The organism is Micromonospora sp. NPDC049051, from assembly GCF_043197575.1.
Classification (GTDB): domain Bacteria; phylum Actinomycetota; class Actinomycetes; order Mycobacteriales; family Micromonosporaceae; genus Micromonospora.
In genome coordinates this window covers 898,374-917,417 of record NZ_JBICTL010000003.1, presented here as the reverse complement: position 1 = coordinate 917,417, position 19,044 = coordinate 898,374, and the positions used below count along the sequence as shown (strand labels likewise).

General features: G+C 74.6%; 20 protein-coding genes. 17 read left to right on the top strand and 3 right to left on the bottom strand.

Annotation, left to right across the window (positions count from 1 at the left end; genetic code table 11):
- Nucleotides 1-3 precede the first annotated feature (3 nt).
- The 7 genes from ACGFIR_RS16265 to ACGFIR_RS16235 all read left to right on the top strand — a co-directional run bounded on the left by ACGFIR_RS16265 (nt 4) and on the right by ACGFIR_RS16235 (nt 8,060).
- Nucleotides 4-855 carry an SAM-dependent methyltransferase gene (locus ACGFIR_RS16265; RefSeq protein WP_393003622.1) on the top strand — a complete coding sequence of 284 codons (852 nt, stop codon included), beginning with the start codon at nt 4-6 and terminating at the stop codon, nt 853-855.
- Nucleotides 856-1,017: 162 nt separating this feature from the next.
- A complete protein-coding gene (locus tag ACGFIR_RS16260) occupies nt 1,018-2,073 on the top strand; it encodes a LacI family DNA-binding transcriptional regulator (RefSeq protein WP_393145697.1) in 1,056 nt (351 codons plus the stop codon).
- Between the two features lie 299 nt (nt 2,074-2,372).
- The gene (locus ACGFIR_RS16255; RefSeq protein ID WP_393145695.1) at nt 2,373-3,926 is read left to right on the top strand and encodes a protein kinase; all 1,554 of its coding nucleotides are present in this window, start codon (nt 2,373-2,375) and stop codon (nt 3,924-3,926) included.
- 354 nt (nt 3,927-4,280) lie between these two features.
- Entirely contained in the window at nt 4,281-5,087 is an 807-nt protein-coding gene (locus ACGFIR_RS16250; protein ID WP_393145693.1) for a DedA family protein, read from the top strand.
- Between the two features lie 602 nt (nt 5,088-5,689).
- Nucleotides 5,690-6,277 carry a hypothetical protein gene (locus tag ACGFIR_RS16245; RefSeq protein ID WP_393145691.1) on the top strand — a complete coding sequence of 196 codons (588 nt, stop codon included), beginning with the start codon at nt 5,690-5,692 and terminating at the stop codon, nt 6,275-6,277.
- Nucleotides 6,278-6,378: 101 nt separating this feature from the next.
- A complete protein-coding gene (locus tag ACGFIR_RS16240; RefSeq protein WP_393145689.1) occupies nt 6,379-7,353 on the top strand; it encodes a pirin family protein in 975 nt (324 codons plus the stop codon).
- A 41-nt stretch (nt 7,354-7,394) separates the two neighbouring features.
- A complete protein-coding gene (locus ACGFIR_RS16235; RefSeq protein WP_393003609.1) occupies nt 7,395-8,060 on the top strand; it encodes a hypothetical protein in 666 nt (221 codons plus the stop codon).
- A 249-nt stretch (nt 8,061-8,309) separates the two neighbouring features.
- Here the strand turns inward: ACGFIR_RS16235 and ACGFIR_RS16230 are convergent, their stop codons facing one another.
- Both ACGFIR_RS16230 and ACGFIR_RS16225 read right to left on the bottom strand, forming a co-directional pair.
- Nucleotides 8,310-8,963, bottom strand: a complete 654-nt coding sequence (locus ACGFIR_RS16230) for a DUF1345 domain-containing protein (RefSeq protein ID WP_393145687.1) — start codon at nt 8,961-8,963, stop codon at nt 8,310-8,312.
- Nucleotides 8,964-9,265: 302 nt separating this feature from the next.
- Entirely contained in the window at nt 9,266-9,538 is a 273-nt protein-coding gene (locus tag ACGFIR_RS16225) for a DUF2795 domain-containing protein (RefSeq protein WP_089000708.1), read from the bottom strand.
- A gap of 154 nt (nt 9,539-9,692) precedes the next feature.
- Between ACGFIR_RS16225 and ACGFIR_RS16220 the strand changes: the two genes are divergently transcribed.
- Entirely contained in the window at nt 9,693-10,103 is a 411-nt protein-coding gene (locus tag ACGFIR_RS16220; protein ID WP_393003605.1) for a DUF2267 domain-containing protein, read from the top strand.
- Nucleotides 10,104-10,158: 55 nt separating this feature from the next.
- Here the strand turns inward: ACGFIR_RS16220 and ACGFIR_RS16215 are convergent, their stop codons facing one another.
- A complete protein-coding gene (locus ACGFIR_RS16215) occupies nt 10,159-11,325 on the bottom strand; it encodes a CaiB/BaiF CoA transferase family protein (protein WP_393003603.1) in 1,167 nt (388 codons plus the stop codon).
- A 74-nt stretch (nt 11,326-11,399) separates the two neighbouring features.
- Here ACGFIR_RS16215 and ACGFIR_RS16210 point away from each other — a divergent pair, with 74 nt between their 5' ends.
- The 9 genes from ACGFIR_RS16210 (at nt 11,400) to ACGFIR_RS16170 (ending at nt 19,015) form a co-directional block, all read left to right on the top strand.
- Nucleotides 11,400-12,578, top strand: coding sequence for a glycosyltransferase family 4 protein (locus ACGFIR_RS16210; protein ID WP_393003601.1), 1,179 nt, complete (start codon nt 11,400-11,402; stop codon nt 12,576-12,578).
- Nucleotides 12,571-13,560 carry a glycosyltransferase family 9 protein gene (locus ACGFIR_RS16205; RefSeq protein WP_393003599.1) on the top strand — a complete coding sequence of 330 codons (990 nt, stop codon included), beginning with the start codon at nt 12,571-12,573 and terminating at the stop codon, nt 13,558-13,560. Before ACGFIR_RS16210 ends, ACGFIR_RS16205 begins: the two co-directional genes overlap by 8 nt.
- Before the next feature lie 236 nt (nt 13,561-13,796).
- Nucleotides 13,797-14,816, top strand: a complete 1,020-nt coding sequence (locus ACGFIR_RS16200; RefSeq protein ID WP_393145685.1) for a TerC/Alx family metal homeostasis membrane protein — start codon at nt 13,797-13,799, stop codon at nt 14,814-14,816.
- Nucleotides 14,817-14,896: 80 nt separating this feature from the next.
- Nucleotides 14,897-15,487, top strand: a complete 591-nt coding sequence (locus ACGFIR_RS16195; RefSeq protein WP_393003796.1) for a sulfite oxidase-like oxidoreductase — start codon at nt 14,897-14,899, stop codon at nt 15,485-15,487.
- Nucleotides 15,484-16,218, top strand: coding sequence for a ferredoxin reductase (locus ACGFIR_RS16190; protein WP_393003595.1), 735 nt, complete (start codon nt 15,484-15,486; stop codon nt 16,216-16,218). The genes ACGFIR_RS16195 and ACGFIR_RS16190 overlap by 4 nt, the downstream gene beginning before the upstream one ends.
- Before the next feature lie 19 nt (nt 16,219-16,237).
- Complete coding sequence (locus ACGFIR_RS16185; protein WP_393145683.1) at nt 16,238-16,531, top strand: DUF6510 family protein; 294 nt, start codon at nt 16,238-16,240, stop codon at nt 16,529-16,531.
- Nucleotides 16,528-16,971, top strand: coding sequence for a hypothetical protein (locus tag ACGFIR_RS16180; RefSeq protein WP_393003591.1), 444 nt, complete (start codon nt 16,528-16,530; stop codon nt 16,969-16,971). The genes ACGFIR_RS16185 and ACGFIR_RS16180 overlap by 4 nt, the downstream gene beginning before the upstream one ends.
- A gap of 60 nt (nt 16,972-17,031) precedes the next feature.
- A complete protein-coding gene (locus ACGFIR_RS16175) occupies nt 17,032-17,565 on the top strand; it encodes a GNAT family N-acetyltransferase (protein ID WP_393003589.1) in 534 nt (177 codons plus the stop codon).
- A 148-nt stretch (nt 17,566-17,713) separates the two neighbouring features.
- A complete protein-coding gene (locus ACGFIR_RS16170) occupies nt 17,714-19,015 on the top strand; it encodes an NAD(P)/FAD-dependent oxidoreductase (protein WP_393145681.1) in 1,302 nt (433 codons plus the stop codon).
- The last annotated feature ends 29 nt before the right edge of the window (nt 19,016-19,044 follow it).

Sequence of the window (19,044 nt, the reverse complement as noted above, 5' to 3'; positions counted from 1 at the left end):
GCCTTGACCACCGATGCCCCGGGTGCGACGACCGGCCCCGCCCACCCCAGCGACCGCATCGACACCGCGGTGGCTCACCCCGCGCGCCGCTACAACTACTGGCTCGGTGGCAAGGACAACTTCCAGGCCGACCGGGACTCCGGCGACCGGATGGCCGCGTCCTTCCCGACCATCCGCACCGCCGCCCTGGAGAACCGCCGCTTCCTCCAGCGGGCCGTGCGGCACCTCGCGCGGGACGCCGGCATCCGCCAGTTCCTCGACATCGGCACCGGCATCCCGACCGCCGACAACACCCACGAGGTGGCCCAGGCGATCGCCCCCGAGTCGCGGGTGGTCTACGTCGACAACGACCCGATCGTGCTCGCGCACGCCCGGGCGCTGCTGACCAGCGCGCCCGAAGGCGCCACCGCCTACATCGACGCCGATCTGCGCGACCCGGAGCGCATCCTGCACCACCCCGACCTGCTGCGCACCATCGACCCGTCCCGGCCGGTGGCCCTGATGCTGGTCGCGATCCTGCACTTCGTCAGCGACGACGACGACCCGTACGCGGTGGTCAGGCGGCTGCTCGACGCGCTGCCGTCCGGCAGCTACCTGGCGGCGTCGCACGCCACCGACGACTACCTGCCCCGACACGTGGCGCAGGAGGCGAAGGCGGTGGCTGCGCGGGCCGACGGGCCGCACGGCCTGATCAACCTGCGTACCAAGGCCGAGTTCAGCCGGTTCTTCGAAGGGCTGGAGCTGGTGGAGCCCGGCGTCACCTCCGTCGCCGACTGGCGTGCCGAGGACGCCCCGCAGCCCCGCCCGTCGGTGGCCGAGGTCAGCATGTACGGGGCGGTGGCCCGCAAGCCCTGACCGCCCCCGCCCTTCGCCGGCCCGGACCGCTGCGGTCCGGGCCGGTTCTGTGCGGCCCCGTGCTCGTCCGCCACCCCACCCTCCCGCTTACGGCGTTGACGGCGGCACCCCGCGCGCCTAGTCTCTGTATCGATCCAGTCTGAATCGATACAGAGGAGCGCGGTGAAGCCGACCCTGCAAGCCGTCGCCGACGCCGTCGGCGTGTCCCGCAGCACCGTCTCCAACGCCTACAGCCGCCCCGACCAGCTCTCCGCCGCCCTGCGCCAGCGGATCCTGGACGCCGCCCGGCAGCTCGGCTACCCCGGCCCGAACCCCACCGCCCGGTCGCTGCGACGCGGCTACGTCGGCGCCGTCGGGGTGCTCTTCGAGTCGCAGCTGTCGTACGCCTTCACCGACCCCTTCGCGGTCCGCTTCCTGGCCGGCGTCGCCGAGGCGGCCGAGCGACACGGCACCAGCCTGCTGCTCGTGCCGCTGCCGGCCGACGAGGCTGCCGCGCGGCGGGCGGTGGAGAACGCCGCCGTCGACGGCTTCTGCGTCTACTGCGTCGGCGACGAGGGCTGGGTGGTCGACGTGCTCCGCGATCGCGGCCTGCCCGTCGTCACCACCGCTCCCCGCGACGACGCCGGCCCCGACGAGCGCTACGTCGGCATCGACGAGCGGGCCGCCGCCCGGTCCGTCGCCGCGCACGTCGCGGGGCTCGGGCACCGGCGGGTCGCCCTGCTCGGCGACGCCGTGCGGCCCGGCGTGGCACCGGGCGAGGTCCGCCTCGCCGACGTGGCCGACGTGGCCCACCCGACCACCCGGGCGCGCCTCGCCGGGTTCGCCGACGCCTTCGCCGAAGTCGGCGTCGCCTGGTCCGAGCTGACCGTGCTCGCCGCCACCGCCAACAGCCGGTCGGCCGGAACGGCCGCCGTCGCCGCGGCCCTCGCCGCCCCCGAACCGCCCACGGCGGTGCTGGCCTGCGCGGACGTGCTGGCCCTCGGCGTGCTCGACGCGCTCGCCGGCGGCGGCCGGCCACCCGTCTCGGTCACCGGCTTCGACGACATCGCCGAGGCCGCCACCGCGGGCCTCACCACCGTGCGGCAACCCGCCGAGGAGAAGGGACGCATCGCCGCCCGGCTCCTGCTCGACCCGCCCGCCGATCCGGCGGCGGCGCACGTCCTGCTGCCCACCACACTCGTCGTCCGGTCCTCCACCGGACCCGTCCCAGGGAGCTGACCATGGAACAGCCCACCGGCTTCATCCTCGCCGTCGACGCGGTGAACCGACACGTCAACTCCGCCCGGCCGGACGCCCCCGTGCGCCCGGAGCGGCCCCGCGTCGCGTGACTCGCGCCCACCCGACTGGCCACCGCCGGCGCCATGCGCCGGCTCGCCGACCGCATCCAGCCGCCGCCCGTCGCCAGCACGCCGCGCTGCTCCTGAGCGCAGGCCGTGGCCCGCCCGGACCGGACGACCGGCACCCGGGCGGGCACCGCGCTGGTGGCGACCGGCCCCGGCAGGGCAGACTGAACGGCTATGTCGCCGTTCTCGCCCACCCTGCGGTTGCACGACCGGTACGTCCTGCGCGAGCGCATCGGTCTCGGCGGAATGTCCGAGGTGTGGCGCGCCGACGACGCGGTGCTGCACCGACCCGTCGCCGTCAAGGCCCTGACCCGGGAGTTCGCCACCGACCCGCAGCTGCGGGCCACCATCCAGCGCGAGGCCCGCGCCGCCGCGCGGCTCACCCACCCGCACGTCACCCAGGTGTACGACTACGGCGAGGCGACCCTCGACGGCGGCATGGTCGTGCCGTACCTGGTGATGGAGTTGGTGCAGGGGCGCAACCTCGCCGACCGGCTCGCCTCCGGCCCGCTGCCCTGGCCGGAGGCGGTGCGGATGGCCGCCCAGGTCGCCGGCGCGCTCGCCGCCGCCCACCGCATCGGCGTCGTGCACCGCGACGTCAAGCCCGGCAACGTCATGCTCACCGAGACCGGCGCCAAGGTGCTCGACTTCGGCATCGCCGCACTCGCCGGACCGCTCCACCCGCGCGCCGGACAGACCGGCGAACTGCTGATGGGTACCCCCGCCTACTTCGCCCCGGAGCGGATGCGGCCCGGGCCGCCCAACCCGGCCAGCGACGTCTACGCCCTCGGGGCGCTGCTCTACCGCACCCTCACCGGTCGGGCCCCGCTGCCCGTGCAGACCTGGGAGGACGCGCTGGAGGTGCACGCCGGACACCGACCGGTGTCGCCCCCGCGCGTCCCGGGGCTGCCGGCCGACATCGTCGAGCTGACGCTGGCCTGCCTCGCCACCGACCCGGCGCACCGGCCGAGCGCCGCCGCGCTCGCCACCCGCCTCGGCGCCGGTGTCCCGGCCGGCCCGCCCACGGTCGTCGCGCCGCCCCCGCCGACCGCCACGTCGCACCTGCCGGCCGCCGCGCCCGCCCCGCCGGCGCATCCGCCCACGCTGATCGACCGCTCCCTGTCGGCGCCGGCTCCGGGGCCGACCACCGGCCGCGCCGGGGTGCCGTACCCCGCCCCGGCGGGCGGGCGTCATCCGGTGACCACCCGTACGGCCCGACCCGGCCCGGCTGCAAGCACGAGGACGACGCGCGACCGGCCCCTCACCGCACTGGTCGCCGTCGGCGTCGCGCTGCTCGTCGGGCTCGTCGGAGTGTTCGTCCTCGCCGACGACGGAAGCCCGCCGCCGGCGGCGGCCCCCGTCACCGACGCGCCCACCACCACCGAGCCGGCACCAGCGCCGACCAGCGCCTCCGCCCCGCCGCCGGTGACCGCGCGGCCCGACCCGGTCGCCCTGCCACAGTTCGTCGCCGAGTTCGCCGCGCTGCTCGCCTGGGCGCAGGCCCGCGGCGAGATCGACCGCAAGACGGTCGAGGGGCTGCGGGACAAGCTCGCCGACCTGGCCCGGGGCAAGCAGAAGGACCGGGCCAAGCGGGTCGAACAGCTGCGCGAGCGCCTCGCCAAGGCCGCCGACGAGGGGCAGATCCCGCCCGACACGGCACAACGCCTCGACGACCTGCTCGACCGGGTCGTCGCGGGGCTGCCCGACGACGACGAGGACGACGACTGAGCCGCTCAGCCGACCTCGACCGGCGAGCCCACCCGACCGCCGCGCACCACCTGCGCGTACGCCCCCCACGCACGGCTGCGGGCCCAGCTGCGGCAGCGGCGCGACCCGGTTGAGCCGGGCCGGTACGCGCAGCGCCTCGCTCTGCCGGGGGAGCGGCGTGCGCCAGGGTCGGCACCGCACATCGTGGGGTCGGGGCGAGCACCCGCAGCACCAGCTCCGGGCCGATCCGCCGCTCGCGGCCGACCCAGTCGTTCTCGGCGAGCCGTCCCTCCGCGCCGCCACTGTGGAGCGTCCGTCGAGCGGAGGGGCCGGCCCCGTGGCGGATTCTCAGGAACGGTTCGTAGCGTGTGGGTCATGATTCGTACCGCGCACGCCCTGCTCGCCTCCGGCACCGACACCGCGGAGGCCGCGCCGCCCGAGGACGGACTGGTCGGCTTCGTCATCGGACTGGTCGAGCGGCTCGGCGGCCCCGGCGCGGGTCTGGCCGTCGCTCTGGAGAACCTCTTCCCGCCGATTCCCAGCGAGGTGATCCTGCCGCTGGCCGGCTTCGTCGCGGGTCAGGGCCGGATGAGCGTGGTGAGCGCGATCTTCTGGACCACCCTCGGCTCGCTGCTCGGCGCCCTCGCGCTGTACTGGATCGGCGCCGTGCTGGGCCGGGAGCGGATCCGGGCGATCGCGCAGCGGCTGCCGCTGGTCAAGCTCAGCGACGTGGACCGCACCGAGGAGTGGTTCCTGCGGCACGGGGTGAAGGCCGTCTTCTTCGGCCGGATGATTCCGATCTTCCGCAGCCTGATCTCCATCCCGGCCGGCGTGGAGCGGATGCCCGTGCTGACCTTCGCGGTCTACACGACGCTCGGCAGCCTGATCTGGAACACCACCTTCGTGATGGCCGGCTACCTGCTCGGCGACAACTGGCACCTGGTCGAGGGCTACGCCGGCGTGTTGCAGAAGGTGGTCATCGTCGCCTGCGTGGCGGCCGCCGGCTGGTTCGTGGTCTCCCGGATCATCCGGGCGCGGCGGGGCGTGGCGGAGGCCGTCGACCCCGTTCCGCCCGTCGACCCCGCCCCGCTGCCGTCGGCGCCGGATCCGACGGGGCGGGGCACGATCTACCGCAGCGCCCACTCCGACGCGCAGGCCCCGCACCGCGACCTGTCCCGCTGAACCCGGTGCGGGGCGCCACCCGCCGCCTGCGCGTCCTCCCGGGCGGGATCTTGGTCGGAAAGCGCCCCCGCGAGCGCCGTTTCGTACCAGGATCTCGCCGGCTCACCCCGCAACCGCCCACGTCGGGTGTCGGGTTTGTGAGTAGATGTCCGGATGGGGCTTGGCGGTATGTGGTCGTCGGGGGTCGGAAAGGCGGGGTGTCCGGTTCGGGGTGTGACCGGCCGCATCGTGGGGGCGGAATCGTGGCCGGGGCGGGGTCGTTACACCATGCGTACGACCGAGCAGGGCCAACCCGCTCCGTGCGGGCAGGGGCCATCCGCCCGAGGGTACGAGGCCACACCTCGATCGAGGTGGCGGGCTGGGATCCCGGGGAATGGTGGCGGGCCGGTCGTGGTTACACATGGTCGCGGTCGACGTGAGGGCATCCCCCGCCCCGCGAGACAGCCCGGTTCCGCAGGCTGGCGTGACCGATCTGATCTTCCTCCAGTGGTGTTGCTGGAGTTTTCCCCTTTGAGTTCGTTGGGCGCCTGACGGTGCTTGCATCCGCGTGTAGCCGATCCCCCTCGGTGCGTGGGTGTCGACCCCCGAATGGAGCATCTGTGATGAACACGATTCTGCGTAAGAGCGTTCTTGGTGTTGCGGGTCTGGCGTTTGCCGGTGGCGTGTTCGCCGGTCCGGTTGCCGCGCATGCCGTGCCGGTGGTGGAGTCGGTGCCGGTGGCGGTGGCGGCTGACAAGCCGTCGGTCGACAAGGGCAAGTTGGTGCCGCATGGTGTGCAGGGTGCGCAGTCGCGTGTCGACCTGTCCGACGAGCAGGTGGCCAACGTGAAGGCGATCATCGCGGCGACGAAGAAGGCCGGTATGGACGAGCGGGCGGCCGTGGTGTCGATCGCGACCGCGTTGCAGGAGTCGAAGCTGGAGAACCTGGGTCACCTGGGTGACCGCAACGACCACGACTCGCAGGGCCTGTTCCAGCAGCGTCCGTCCAGCGGGTGGGGCACGGTCGAGCAGATCACCGACCCGGAGTACTCGACGACGGCGTTCCTGAAGGGCCTGAAGCAGGTCGACGGGTGGCAGGAGATGCCGCTGACGAAGGCCGCGCAGACGGTGCAGGTGTCGGCGTACCCGGATCACTACGCCCAGTGGGAGCAGATGGCCGCCGACCTGGTGGCTGAGCACTGGAACAGCTGACCCGCGTACGTGAATGAGTGATGCCGCTGGCCGGTACCCCACCCGGGGTGCCGGCCAGCGGCATGCCCGGACCGGTGGCGGCTCGGGCGTACAGTCGGGCGGTGGAGCGCACCGAGAAGATGCCCGCCGCCGAGACCCGACCACCCGGCGTGACCACGGCCGATCCCGGCAGCGTCCTGCTGCCGGGCCACGACGTGCCGCTGGGTCGCTACACCACCGTCCGCCGGCTGCTTCCACAGCGGCAACGGCGGATGGTCGGCGCGTGGTGCTTCGTGGACCACTTCGGCCCGGACGACGTGGCCGAGCGGCCCGGCATGGAGGTGCCGCCGCACCCGCACACCGGCCTGCAGACCGTGACGTGGCTGCTCGACGGGGAGATCATGCACCGGGACAGCCTGGGCAACGTCCAACCGATCCGTCCCGGGCAGCTCAACGTCATGACCTCGGGGCACGGCATCGCCCACTCGGAGCGGTCGCCCGAGCGGCATCCGCCGCTGATGCACGGCGTGCAGCTCTGGGTGGCGCTGCCGGATCCGGCCCGCGCCGGAGCCGCCGACTTCGCCCACCACGCCGACCTGCCGCGCTGGCGCGACGGCGAGCTGGACGTCACCCTGCTCGTCGGCGAGTTGGCGGGCGAGCGGTCCCCGGCCGTGACGTACACGCCGCTGCTCGGCGCCCAGCTGGAACTGCGCGGGCCCGCACCGGCCACGCTGCCACTGCGCGCCGACTTCGAGTACGGGCTGCTGGCCATGTCCGGCACCGCAGAGGTCGACGGGGTGCCGTTCGCGCCCGGGGCGCTGCTCTACCTCGGCGCCGGCCGGGAGCGGCTGACCCTGACGGGCGAGCCGGGCAGCCGGCTGCTGCTGCTCGGCGGGGCCCCGTTCGAGGAGCCGCTGGTGATGTGGTGGAACTTCGTCGGCCGCTCGCACGAGGAGGTGCTCGCCGCCCGGGAGGACTGGATGGCGGGGCGACGCTTCGGCGTCGTCGCCGACGATCCCGCCCCGCCGTTGCCCGCCCCGGCGCTGCCGACCACCCGCCTCAAGGCGCGCGACCGCAGCGGCGGGCTGCGGGGCTGAGGCGGCAGGCGTGGCCGGGCGCGGCGCGGGTAGACGCCGGCATGCCGACCACAGCCACTTCCCGCGTCGAGGACAGGAAACGCCTGGTACGCCGGCTCGCCGGCAGCGGTCGAGGCTTCGCCGAGCAGTACGGCTTCCGGGTGATCAACAATCCGTCGAGCCTGTTCCAGGTGCTCTGCCTCGCCGTACTGCTGGCCCGCCGGGGTGACTTCCGGCGTGCCGTGGACAGCGCGCACGCCCTGCCCGCGGCGGGCTGGGACAGCGCCGCCCGGCTGGCCCGTTCCCTGCACGCCGACCGGGTGCGCGTGCTGCGCGACAGCGGCCAACGCGGTGACGTCGACGCGCTCGCCGACACCCTCGGTGATCTGGCCCGCGCGGTGGTGGAGCGCTACCGGGGCGACCTGCGCCGGCTGCGCGCGGCGGCCCACCACGACCCGGCCCGGGAGCGGGAGCTGCTCGCCGAGCTGCCCGGAGTCGACGCCGAGGTGGTCGACCTGTTCCTGCGCGAGGCCCAGGCGCTGTGGCGGGAGGTGGCGCCGGTGGCCGACCGTCGGGCACTCGTCGCGGCCCGCCGGCTGGGGCTGGGGCGCTCCGCTGACGACCTGGCGGGCCTGGCCGGCAGCGGGGAGTCGGAGCGCCTGGCCTGGCTGGTCGGCGCGCTGGCCCGGGTCGACCTGGAGAAGCGGTACGCGGAGCTGACCGCCTGACGCTCGGTGGGCTGGCCCACAGTTCCGCCGTAATCAGCCGAACGGATGATGTTTCATCGTATGATGGTCGCGGCGCTGATGACCGCCCGGTTCGGGCGTACATCGACCGCCTGTTGGTCGCGGCCCGGTTCGGGCCCGACCAGCCACCGGACAGGTGCTGTGTGGCGCCCCGGTCGCGGTTCGCGACGGGGGCGCCCCGCCTGTCCGGCACCGCGGCGTCCCGCCCCTGCCGACCGCGTCGCCGGGCTACTACCTCGCCAAGCCGGCCAGCAGGTTCACCGTGACCGCGATGATGAACGCCCCGAACAGGTACGACACCATCGCGTGTCGCAGCGCCGTACGGCGCATCTCGTTGTCGGTCAGTGCCGTGTCGGAGACCTGGAAGGTCATCCCGACGGTGAACGCCAGATAGGCGAAGTCCGAGTAGCGGGGCGGATCCGCCTGGTTGAAGTCGACCCCGCCGTCCGGCCCCGTGTAGTAGATCCGCGCGTAGCGGGCGGCGAACACGGTGTGCACCACCAGCCAGGACAACACGACGCTGAGCACGCCCAGCCCTCCGTAGACGTTGCGGGCGGGTGCGCCGGACGCGTCGTGGGTCCGGGTCACCACGACGCCGACGGCCAGCAGGCTGGCCAGGCAGGCGATGAGCAGGAGCGCGTCACGCGCCGCCCGGTTCGGGTCCTCGTGCACGGCCACCAGGGCCGTACGCCGCGCGTCCATCGGCCACAGCTTGTGCCAGACCAGCACCAGCCAGCTCAGCGCGGCGGCGTCCCAGCCGGTCAGCGGCGCCAGCTCCGGCGTGACGGTCAGCGCGGTGAGCCCGCCGACGATCACGCCGACCACGCCCATCACGGTGAGCTGGATGGCGGCCGGGGTGTGCCCGACCGGCCGGCGGGTCGTCATCCGTCACCGGTGCGGTCCCGCCCGGCGCGGGTGCCGCGATACGGTCCGGCCCGGCCGCCGGTACGGCTGCCAGCTAGCGACCCGGTGCCCGTGCCGCGCCGCGATCCGGTGGGGCTGCCAGACCGCGACCCGGTGCGCGTGCCGAGTCGCGATCCGGTACGGCTGCCGCGCCGCGACCCGGTGCGCGTGCCGCATCGCGACCGCGCGCCCCGCGACCGCGTGCCCCCGTGCGGCACCGGCAGGCCTGGCGGCCCCGGCACGTCCGGCGGCCCCGGCAGGCTGCTGGCCCGGAACAGCAAGGCTCAGATGCCGCGCAGGTGCTGCGACACCCGCTGGTGCCGCTTGTCCCGGGCCTGTGCCGCCCGTTGGGCGGGGCCGACCTCCGGGGCCGCCTCGATACCCGCCGAGCGGGCCACCTCGTTGCCGTTGGCGTAGTCGACCGGGGGCAGGGCCCGCAACGCGCGCAGCACGTCCGGCGGGGCGCCCTCCCGTTCGGCCTCGCGTACCACGTCGTCCTTCCCGGCCGGGTAGTCCAGGCTCGACAGGTACTGCAGCACGTCGGCGTAGCTCGCCATGGTGTCGGCTCCTCCGGGGCATCGATCGGGTCACGACCGGCGGCGGTTACCCGCACCACGGGTCGTCACGCGCCGCCCGGTGCGGAAATTGCCGTCGTTTCCCGGCCGGGCCGGCGGGTACGCGCAGGCCCCGACGCAACCCGAAGGAGACCGGATGAACTACGACACCTTCGTCGACCAGGTCGCCCAGCGCACCCGTACCTCCTCGGACCAGGCCGTGGCGCTGACCCGGGCGACCCTGGAGACCCTCGCCGAGCGCCTGACCGGCGGGGAGGTGCTGGACCTGGCCGCCCAGTTGCCCAAGCCGTTGCAGCTCGTGTTGAAGCCGAGCCCGCGCACCGAGTCGGCGGAGCGGTTCGGCGCGGCCGAGTTCGTCGCCCGCGTCGCCGTGCGGGCCGGCGTGACCGAGCCCGCCGCCCGCGACGCCGCCCAGGCGGTCTTCGTCACCCTGCGCGAGGCGATCAGCGGCGGCGAGTTCGACGACGTGGTGGTCCAGCTGCCGCGCGACTACCGGGACATGGTCGAGCCCGCGATGGCGCCGGGCGCCACCCTGCGCCGGTCCTGAGCCGGCGGCTGATCCCCGGGCGGCACCCTCGCCGCCGACAAGGTCCCGCCGGCGCTCAGGCGACGGCGCCGGCGGCGCGCAGGGCGGCCACGCGCTGCGGGTCGAGGCCCGCCTCGACCAGGACCTCGTCGGTGTGCTCGCCCGGCTGCGGCGGCGGGCGGCGCAACGCGGTCGGGGTGCCCGAGAAGCGGGGTGCCGGGGCCGGCTGGGTCACCCCGTCGCGTTCCACGAAGGTGCCCCGCGCGGCGAGGTGCGGGTGCTCCGGCGCCTCCCGCCAGTCCAGCACGGGCGCCACGCAGGCGTCCGAGGAGCCGAGCAGCGCCGTCCACTCGTCCCTGGCGCGGGTACGGAACAGCCGCGCCCACGACCGGCGCAGGGCCGGCCAGTTCGCCGGGTCGGTGCGGTCCAGCGCCTCGTCCGGGGGCAGCGGGAAGCCGGTACGCCGGACGAGTTCCTCGTAGAAGCGTGGCTCCAGGGCGCCGACGGCCAGGTACCGGCCGTCGGCGCACTCGTACGTGTCGTAGAAGGGGGCGCCCCCGTCGAGCAGGTTCACCCCGCGCGCGTCCTGCCACATGCCGAGCCGGCGCAGCGCGTGGATCTGGGTGCTGAGCACCGCCACGCCGTCGACGATGGCCGCGTCGACCACCTGGCCCCGCGCGCCGCCGCGCACCGCGTACAGGGCGGAGACCAGGCCGAGCGCGAGCATCATCGCGCCGCCGCCGAAGTCGCCGAGCAGGTTCATCGGCGGCACCGGGCGCTCGCCGGCCCGGCCGATCCCGTGCAGCGCCCCCGTCAGCGCCACGTAGCCGATGTCGTGCCCCGCGTACGGGGCGGCCGGGCCGTCCTGCCCCCAGCCGGTCATCCGCCCGTAGACGAGCCGGGGATTGACCGCGAGACAGTCCGCCGGGCCGACACCGAGCCGCTCGGTGACCCCCGGCCGGAAGCCTTCGATCAGCGCGTCGGCGCCGGTGACCAGGGCGAGCACCGCCTCCCGGCCGCCCGGGGACTTCAGGTCCACCCCGACCGAGCGGCGTCCCCGGTTGAGCAGGTCCGGGTGCGGGGTGCCGAACGCCGCCGGGTCCACGTCGGTGGCCCGGTCCACCCGGATCACGTCCGCGCCCAGGTCGGCCAGCATCATCGCGGCGAACGGGCCGGGGCCGATGCCGGCCAGCTCGATCACCCGTACGCCGGCCAGCGGGCCGGCCGCAAGGTCCTCGGTCATCGGCACACCATAGGCGAGGCGCGTTTGCCTCGTACGGGGTCGGGAACCCGCCCGCCGAGCACGGGGGAGGTGGCGTGGCCGACGACCGGATCAGGGTGGCGATGCTGCACGGTCCCGGTCGGCCCGACGCCGACGGCGTCAGCGACTACGTGACGCACCTCGTCGGGGCGCTCGACGGCGTGGGCGTCGAGGTGACGCCGGTGCCGGTACGCCCCGACGGCGACCGGGAACGCTGGCGGGCCGCGACCGTCCGGGCCGCCCGCCGGGTGCGCCAGCTGGCCCCCGACGTGGTGCACGTGCAGTTCGCCCCGTCGGCGTACCGGTTCTCGGGGCAGCCGGGACTGCTGCCGTGGCGGCTGCCCCGGCGGGTGCCGCTGGTCACCACCCTGCACGAGTACGGCTGGTGGGCCTGCCCCGGCTGGCTGCCGGGACGGCTCTGGTCGGCGCTGGAGCGGGCCCGCTGCTGGGACCGGGAGTCCGGCCGGCTCGTGCCCGCCAGCGCGGCCGTGATCGTCACGAACCCCGGCCACGGCGAGGTGGTCCGCGCGCGCACCGGCCGGACGGCCACCCACATCCCGATCGCCCCGAACGTCGTCGACCACGTCGGCGCGCCCACCGCGGGGACGGGCCTGCGGGCGGAGCTGGGCCTGCCCGAGGGGGCCCCGCTGCTGGCCTTCTTCGGCTTCGTGCACCCGGTGAAGGGAGTGCGGTACCTCATCGAGGCGCTGCCCGCGCTGCGTCGCGACCACCCGGACCTGCGGCTGCTGGTGGTCGGCGGCTTCACCTCGCAGGCGCTACCCGAGCGGGAGGCGCAGGAGTTCCGCGCCGAGCTGACCGGGCTGGCCCACCGGTGCGGGGTGGCCGACGCCGTGACGTTCACCGGTCACCTGCCCGCCGAGCGGGTCTCCGCCGCGCTGCACGCCGCCGACGCGGCGGTGCTGCCGTTCACCGCCGGGGTGAGCACGAAGAGCGGGGCCCTGCTCGCCGCGCTCGCGCACGGCCTGCCGACCGCCGTGACGCAGCCCGACGACGGCGACGGGGAACTGCGCCGAAGCGGCGCGGTGGCGGTCATCGGCGCCCGCCGGGACAGCGCCGCGATCGCGCGTACCGTCGGGCGGCTGCTCGCCGATCCGGTGCTGCGCCGCCGGCTCGCCGAACGCGGGCGCGCCTTCGCCGCCGCGTACTCCTGGCCGAGGGTGGCCGCCGCGCACCGCGACCTCTACGCCCGGACCCTGGGCCGCGCGGATGCCTGACCGGTACGCGGACATCCTGGTGGTCGACCTGCTCGGCGGGATCGGCGACCTGATCATGCTGCTGCCGGCGGTGCACGGCCTGGCCCGCCGCAACCCCGGCACGCGGCTGCGGGTGCTCACCCACGATCCCGGGGCGGACCTGGTGCGCGTCGACCCGGCGGTCGCCGAGGTGCGCACGCCCCGGCACGGCGGGCCGGGCGCCGAACGGGAGGCCGTCGTCGAGGCGCTCGCGGCCACCCGGCCCGACCTGGCGGTCACCACCACCCGCTACGACGGCATCCCCGACCTGCTCGCCGCCGCTGCCGGACAGGCCGTGACGAACCTGTGGCGCGATCCGCCGCCGGAGCAGCCGGTCGGCGACCGCTACCTGGAGATCCTCTGCGCCGAGGGGCTGCTCGGGGCGGCCGACCGGGCCGTCCGGCCCCGGGTGCACCTCGCCGACGGGGCCCGGCGGGCAGGGGAGCGGGCGGTGGCCCGGCTGGTGGGCGAGCCGCCGGCCCCGCCGGTGGTGCTCGTCACCGACGCGGGCATGGCGGTCAAGCGCTGGCCGCAGGGGCACTGGCGGGAGCTGGCCCGCGCCCTGACCCGGCGCGGGCACCCGGTGCTCACCGTGGGCCCGGTCGACCCCACGGCGCCGGTCGGGGCGCCGCTACCCCGCTCGGACCTGCCCACCCTCGCCGGGCAGTTCGCGGCGGTGGGCCGCCGCGGTGGGGTGGTGGTCGGGCCGGACACCGGGCCGGTGCGGCTCGCCGCCGCGGCCGGCGCGGCGACGGTCGCGCTGTTCGGTCCCACCGACGCCCGGCGGTACGGGATGGGCGGCGCCGACCTGCAGGGCCTGCCCGGGTGCGCGTACCGGCGTCCCACCGCCATCACCGAGCAGCCCTGCTGGTGGGAGGCGCGCTGCCCGCTCGACGCGGACGCGCCGGCGTGCATGGTCGACCTCGACGTGGACGCCGTGCTCGCCGCCGTCACCGCCCGCTGACCCGCCGCGTACCGCCCGACGGATAACGCGTACGTGCAGGTGAGGTGACGGACGAGCGATCTGGTGTGCCCCGTTTGCCGCGTCCACGGGCCTGCCCTAACCTTGTCGCGACGAGGGGAGTACTTCCCACGAGCCATCCCGGTCAGTACGGCGTGCCCGAAACACGCCTCGGGTGGCTGCCCACCAAAAGTGGGTGAAGGAGACCTCGAACATGACAGGGTGTTCGAGGAGGCTCCATGTCCGATTTGCCGTATCTTGCCGCCACCGGTCTCCAGTCGGTGGGCACGCCCACGCTGTGGGGCGTCACCATCGCCGCCGTGATCCTGCTGCTGGTGCTGGACTTCCTGGTCACCCGCAAGCCGCACGAGGTGTCGATGCGGGAGGCGCTGGGCTGGTCCGCCTTCTACATCGCCCTGCCGCTGGCCTTCGGCGCCTGGGTCTGGTACCGCTTCGGCTCGAAGCAGGGTGTGGAGTACCTCACCGGTTACCTCGTCGAGAAGTCGCTCTCGGTCGACAACCTGTTCGTCTTCATGCTGCTGCTGGCCGCGTTCGCCGTACCGGCCGAGCTGGCCCAGCGGGCCCTGCTCTACGGCATCACCGGCGCGCTGCTGCTGCGCGCGGTGTTCATCGCCATCGGCGCGGCGGCCCTGCAGACCCTGGACTTCGCCTTCCTGATCTTCGCGATCATCCTGCTGCTCACGGCGGCGAAGCTGCTGCGTGACGCCCTCACCGGGCACGAGCAGGAAGTCGACATCAGCAAGATGCGGTCGGTGCGGCTGCTGCGCAAGTTCATGCCGGTCACCGAGGACTACCACGGCCCGAAGATGGTCGTCCGCATCGCCGGCCGGCGCACGCTCACCCCGTTCGCGCTCGTGGTGACCGCGCTGCTGGCCACGGACATCGTCTTCGCCGTCGACTCGGTGCCCGCCGTCTACGGCATCACCGAGGACCCGTACCTGGTCTTCGCCACCAACGCGTTCGCCCTGCTGGGGCTGCGCGCGCTCTACTTCGTGCTGCACGCCGCGCTCAGCCGGCTGGTGCACCTCAGCTACGGCCTGGCGATCATCCTGGCGTTCATCGGCCTCAAGCTCGGCCTGCACTGGGCGCACGGCATCTGGCCGGGCGTGCCGGAGATCCCGACCCTCGCCTCCCTGGGCGTCATCGTCGGCGTCCTGGTGATCGTCACCCTCACCAGCCTGCGGGCCACCAGCAAGGCCGGCCGGGGCGAGAAGGAGATCGTGATCGAACGGCACTGAGGCGTCACCCGTCGCGGTACGGTCCCGTCCGACCGCGCCCGCCCGCCCGATCCGGCTGCTACGACTGACGGGTGGGAATCGTGTCACCGGGCTTCCAGGGTCGGCCCCGCGCCGCGGAGCCGACCCTGCCGCCGGGGCAGTACCTGACGCGGGACTTCCCCGTGCTCTCCGCCGGCCCGACGCCGAAGGTGCCGCTGGAGACCTGGGAGTTCGTCATCTCCACCGAGACCGGCGTCGAGTTCCGGTGGAGCTGGGACGAGCTGATGGCGCTGCCCCAGGAGACCCCGACGGTGGACATCCACTGCGTGACCCGCTGGTCGAAGCAGGACACCGACTGGCAGGGAGTCTCGCTGGACACGCTGCTGGAGGGGATCGACACCGGCGCTGGGTACGCGCAGGCCCACTCGTACGGCGGTTACACCACGAACCTGCCGCTGGCCGACCTGCGCGGCGGTCGGGCGTGGGTCGCGCACCGCTTCGACGGCGCGCCGCTGCCCGCCGAGCACGGGGGCCCGGCCCGGCTGCTCGTACCGCACCTGTACTTCTGGAAGTCCGCCAAGTGGGTGCGCGGCATCCGGCTCACCGTCGAGAACCAGCCCGGATTCTGGGAGACCGCCGGCTACCACGACTACGGGGACCCGTGGCGTGAGCAGCGGTACCAGGGCGATTGAGCGCCCCGCTGCGGTGGCGGGTCGCCCGGTTGCGCGAGCGCCGGGTGGAGACGCCCACCGCGCAGACCCTGGTGCTGGAGGTGCCCGGCTGGCCGGGCCACCTGCCCGGGCAGCACGTCGACGTGCGGCTGACCGCCCCCGACGGCTACCAGGCGGCGCGGTCGTACTCGCTGGCGGCCCCCGTCGACGGGGACCGGGTCGCGCTGACGGTGCAGCGGGTACCCGACGGTGAGGTGTCGCCGTACCTGATCGACGTCTACGCCGAGGGCGACCCGGTGGAGGTGCGCGGCCCGGTCGGCGGCTGGTTCGTCTGGCGGCCGGAGGAGACCTCGCCGGTGCTGCTGGTGGCGGGCGGGTCGGGCGTCGTGCCGCTGATGGCGATGGTCCGCGCCCGCCGCGCCGCCGGCAGCCAAGTGCCGTTCCGGCTGCTCTACTCGGTGCGCACCCCGACCGACGTGTTCTACGCCGACGAGCTGCGCCGCCGGGTCCGCGACGACCCGGGCCTGGACGTCGCGTACGTGTACACCCGTGAGGCGCCGGAGGGCTGGCGCGGCGAGCCGCACCGGATCGGGCGGGCCGACGTCGCCAGCCACGGCTGGCCGGCGGAGCGGGAGCCGCTGTGCTACGTCTGCGGCCCGACCGGGTTCGTGGAGACCGTCGCGGACCTGCTCGTCGGGCTGGGCCACCGGAGCGGGCGGGTGAAGACCGAACGGTTCGGCCCGACCGGATGAGCGTCGAGAGGAGCGGACGATGACCGACCCGTCGTACCTGGACGGCAACATGCTCGACGGCCCGCTGCGGGAGCTGTTCGCCGTCGACCTGAGCACGGCCACCGGGCGGTGCGCGCACTGCGGCACCCTCGGTGAGTTGGCCGGCCTGCGGGTCTACACGCACGCGCCCGGGCTCGTCGGTCGCTGCCCGAACTGCGCCGAGGTGATGCTGCGGCTGGTCCGCTCGCCCGAGCACGCCTGGCTGGACCTGCGCGGGGCCACCTTCCTGCGGGTGCCGATGGCGGCGGAGCAGCCGTACCGGAGCCCGCGGTGACGGCGGGGGAGGGCGACGCGACCCGCGGATCGGACGGCGACGGGGCAACGGAGGAGGCACTGCGGGCGCGATCGGCACGGGAGGTGTTCGACGACCACCTGCGGTTGGCCGCCGAGCACCGGTTCGCCGAGGACCTGGCGCGCAACGTGTCACCGTCGTGCGTGGTCCTGGAACGCCGGGGAGTGTTCCGCGGCCACGCGGGGGTCCGCGAGCTGGCCCGGTGGCTGGAGGACGAGCTGCCCGGCGCCCGGTACGAGTACACGAACCGGATGGTCGAGGACCGGATGGCGTTCCTGGAGTGGACGGCCCAGATCGAGGGCGTACGGGTCCGCGACGGGGCGGACTCGTTCCTCATCGAGCAGGGCTGGATCGTCGCCCAGACCATCCACTACACGCTGGAGCGGGCCGGCGCCCCGGCGGACCCGCCCGCAGGCAGGTGAGAGCCGGGCCGCTCGCAACCGGCTGGACAACGGCGGGGCCCGGGGCGACAGTGGTTCGCCGTGAGATATCTGCGTACGGCGGGCCCGGCCGCCATCCGTCGGCCCCGTCCCGGCGACGAGGCCGAGTTCGTCGCGGCGGCCCGGCGCAGCCGCGACCTGCACCACCCCTGGCTCGCCGCACCCGACGACCCGGCGCGCTACGCCGCGTACCTGCGCAAGATCCGCCGCCGTGACCACGCCGGCTACCTGATCTGCGACCGGGACTCCGGGGCGATCGCCGGCTACGTGAACATCAGCGGGATCCTCCTGGGGGCGCTGCGTGGCGGCTACCTCGGCTACGCCGCCTTCCTGCCGTACAGCGGCACCGGGCACGCCTCCACGGGGGTCGGTCTGGTGGTCCGGCACGCGTTCGACACGCTCGGCCTGCACCGGCTGGAGGCGAACATCCAGCCGGGCAACGAGCCGTCGCGCCGCCTGGCCCGCAAGCTCGGTTTCCGGCTGGAGGGCTACTCGCCGGACTACCTGTTCATCGACGGGGCGTGGCGCGATCACGAACGGTGGGCGATCACCGCCCCGGCACCCGCCGTCTCGTAGGCATCTCCCTGCTGATCCCGCCGGGTGCGGACGTTCGGGCGACGCGGGGAGGTGGAGGCGGTGAGGGTGCCGGGTATGTCCGGTTGGCCGGGTGACAGCCGTCCGACTCGCCGCGTTTGTCCCGCCCCGGCGCGGGTACGGGGCCGCAATGACGAAACCTCGTGTGGTGATCGTGGGGGCCGGGTTCGCCGGTTACCACGCGGCGAAGACGTTGAGCCGGCTGGCCCGGGGCCGGGCCGAGATCGTGCTGCTGAACTCCACCGATTACTTCCTCTACCTGCCGCTGCTGCCCGAGGTTGCCGCCGGCGTGGTCGAACCCCGCCGGATCTCCGTGCCGCTGACCGGAACGCTGCCCGGGGTGCGGGTGCTCATCGGCGAGGCCGACCACGTCGACCTGCAGAACCGCTGGGTCGGCTTCACCCAGCCGGAGGGCGACCGCAACCGGATCGCGTACGACCGGCTCGTGCTGGCCGTCGGCAGCGTCAACAAGCTGCTGCCCATCCCCGGCGTGACCGAGTACGCGCACGGCTTCCGTGGCCTGCCCGAGGCCCTCTACCTGCACGACCACGTGGTCCGGCAGATCGAGCTGGCCGAGCAGGCCGAGGATCCGGCCGAGCAGCGGGCGCGCGCCACCTTCGTGGTCGTCGGCGCCGGCTACACCGGAACCGAGGTCGCCGCACACGGCCAGCTGTTCACCGACGAACTGGTCTCCCAGCGCCCCCGACTCAAGATCCGCCCGAAGTGGATGCTGCTGGACGTCGCGCCCCGGGTCCTGCCCGAGCTGGACGAGCGGATGTCGAAGACCGCCGACCGGGTGCTGCGCCGCCGCGGCGTGGACGTGCGGATGGGCACCTCGGTGGCGGTGGCCACCGCCGACGGGGTCACCCTCACCGACGGCGAGTACGTGCCGACCTGCACCCTGGTCTGGTGCGTCGGCGTACGCCCCGACCCGTTCGTCGCCGAGCTGGGTCTGCGTACCGAGAAGGGCCGCCTGGTCGTCGACGAGTACCTCACCGTCCCCGGCTTCCCCGAGGTGTACGCGTGCGGCGACGCCGCCGCCGTGCCCGACCTCACCCACCCCGGGCAGATCTGCACCATGACGGCGCAGCACGCGCAGCGGCAGGGCAAACTGGCCGCGCACAACATCGCCGCCTCCTACGGGCAGGGACGGCGCAGGCCGTACAAGCACCACGACCTGGGCTGGGTGGTGGACCTGGGCGGCCGGGACGCGGCGGCGAACCCGCTGAAGGTGTCGCTGTCCGGGCTGCCCGCCAAGGCGGTGACCCGTGGTTACCACCTGCTGGCGATGCCGGGCAACCGGGCCCGCGTGAGCGCCGACTGGATGCTCGACGCCGCACTGCCCCGTCCGGCCGTGCAGCTCGGCCTGGTCCCGGCCAACGCCGTTCCGCTGGAGAGCTCCTCGCCCGAGGTGGCCGTCCGGGCGCGCTGACGCGCCGGGGCCAGTCGTTGTCCGAGCGC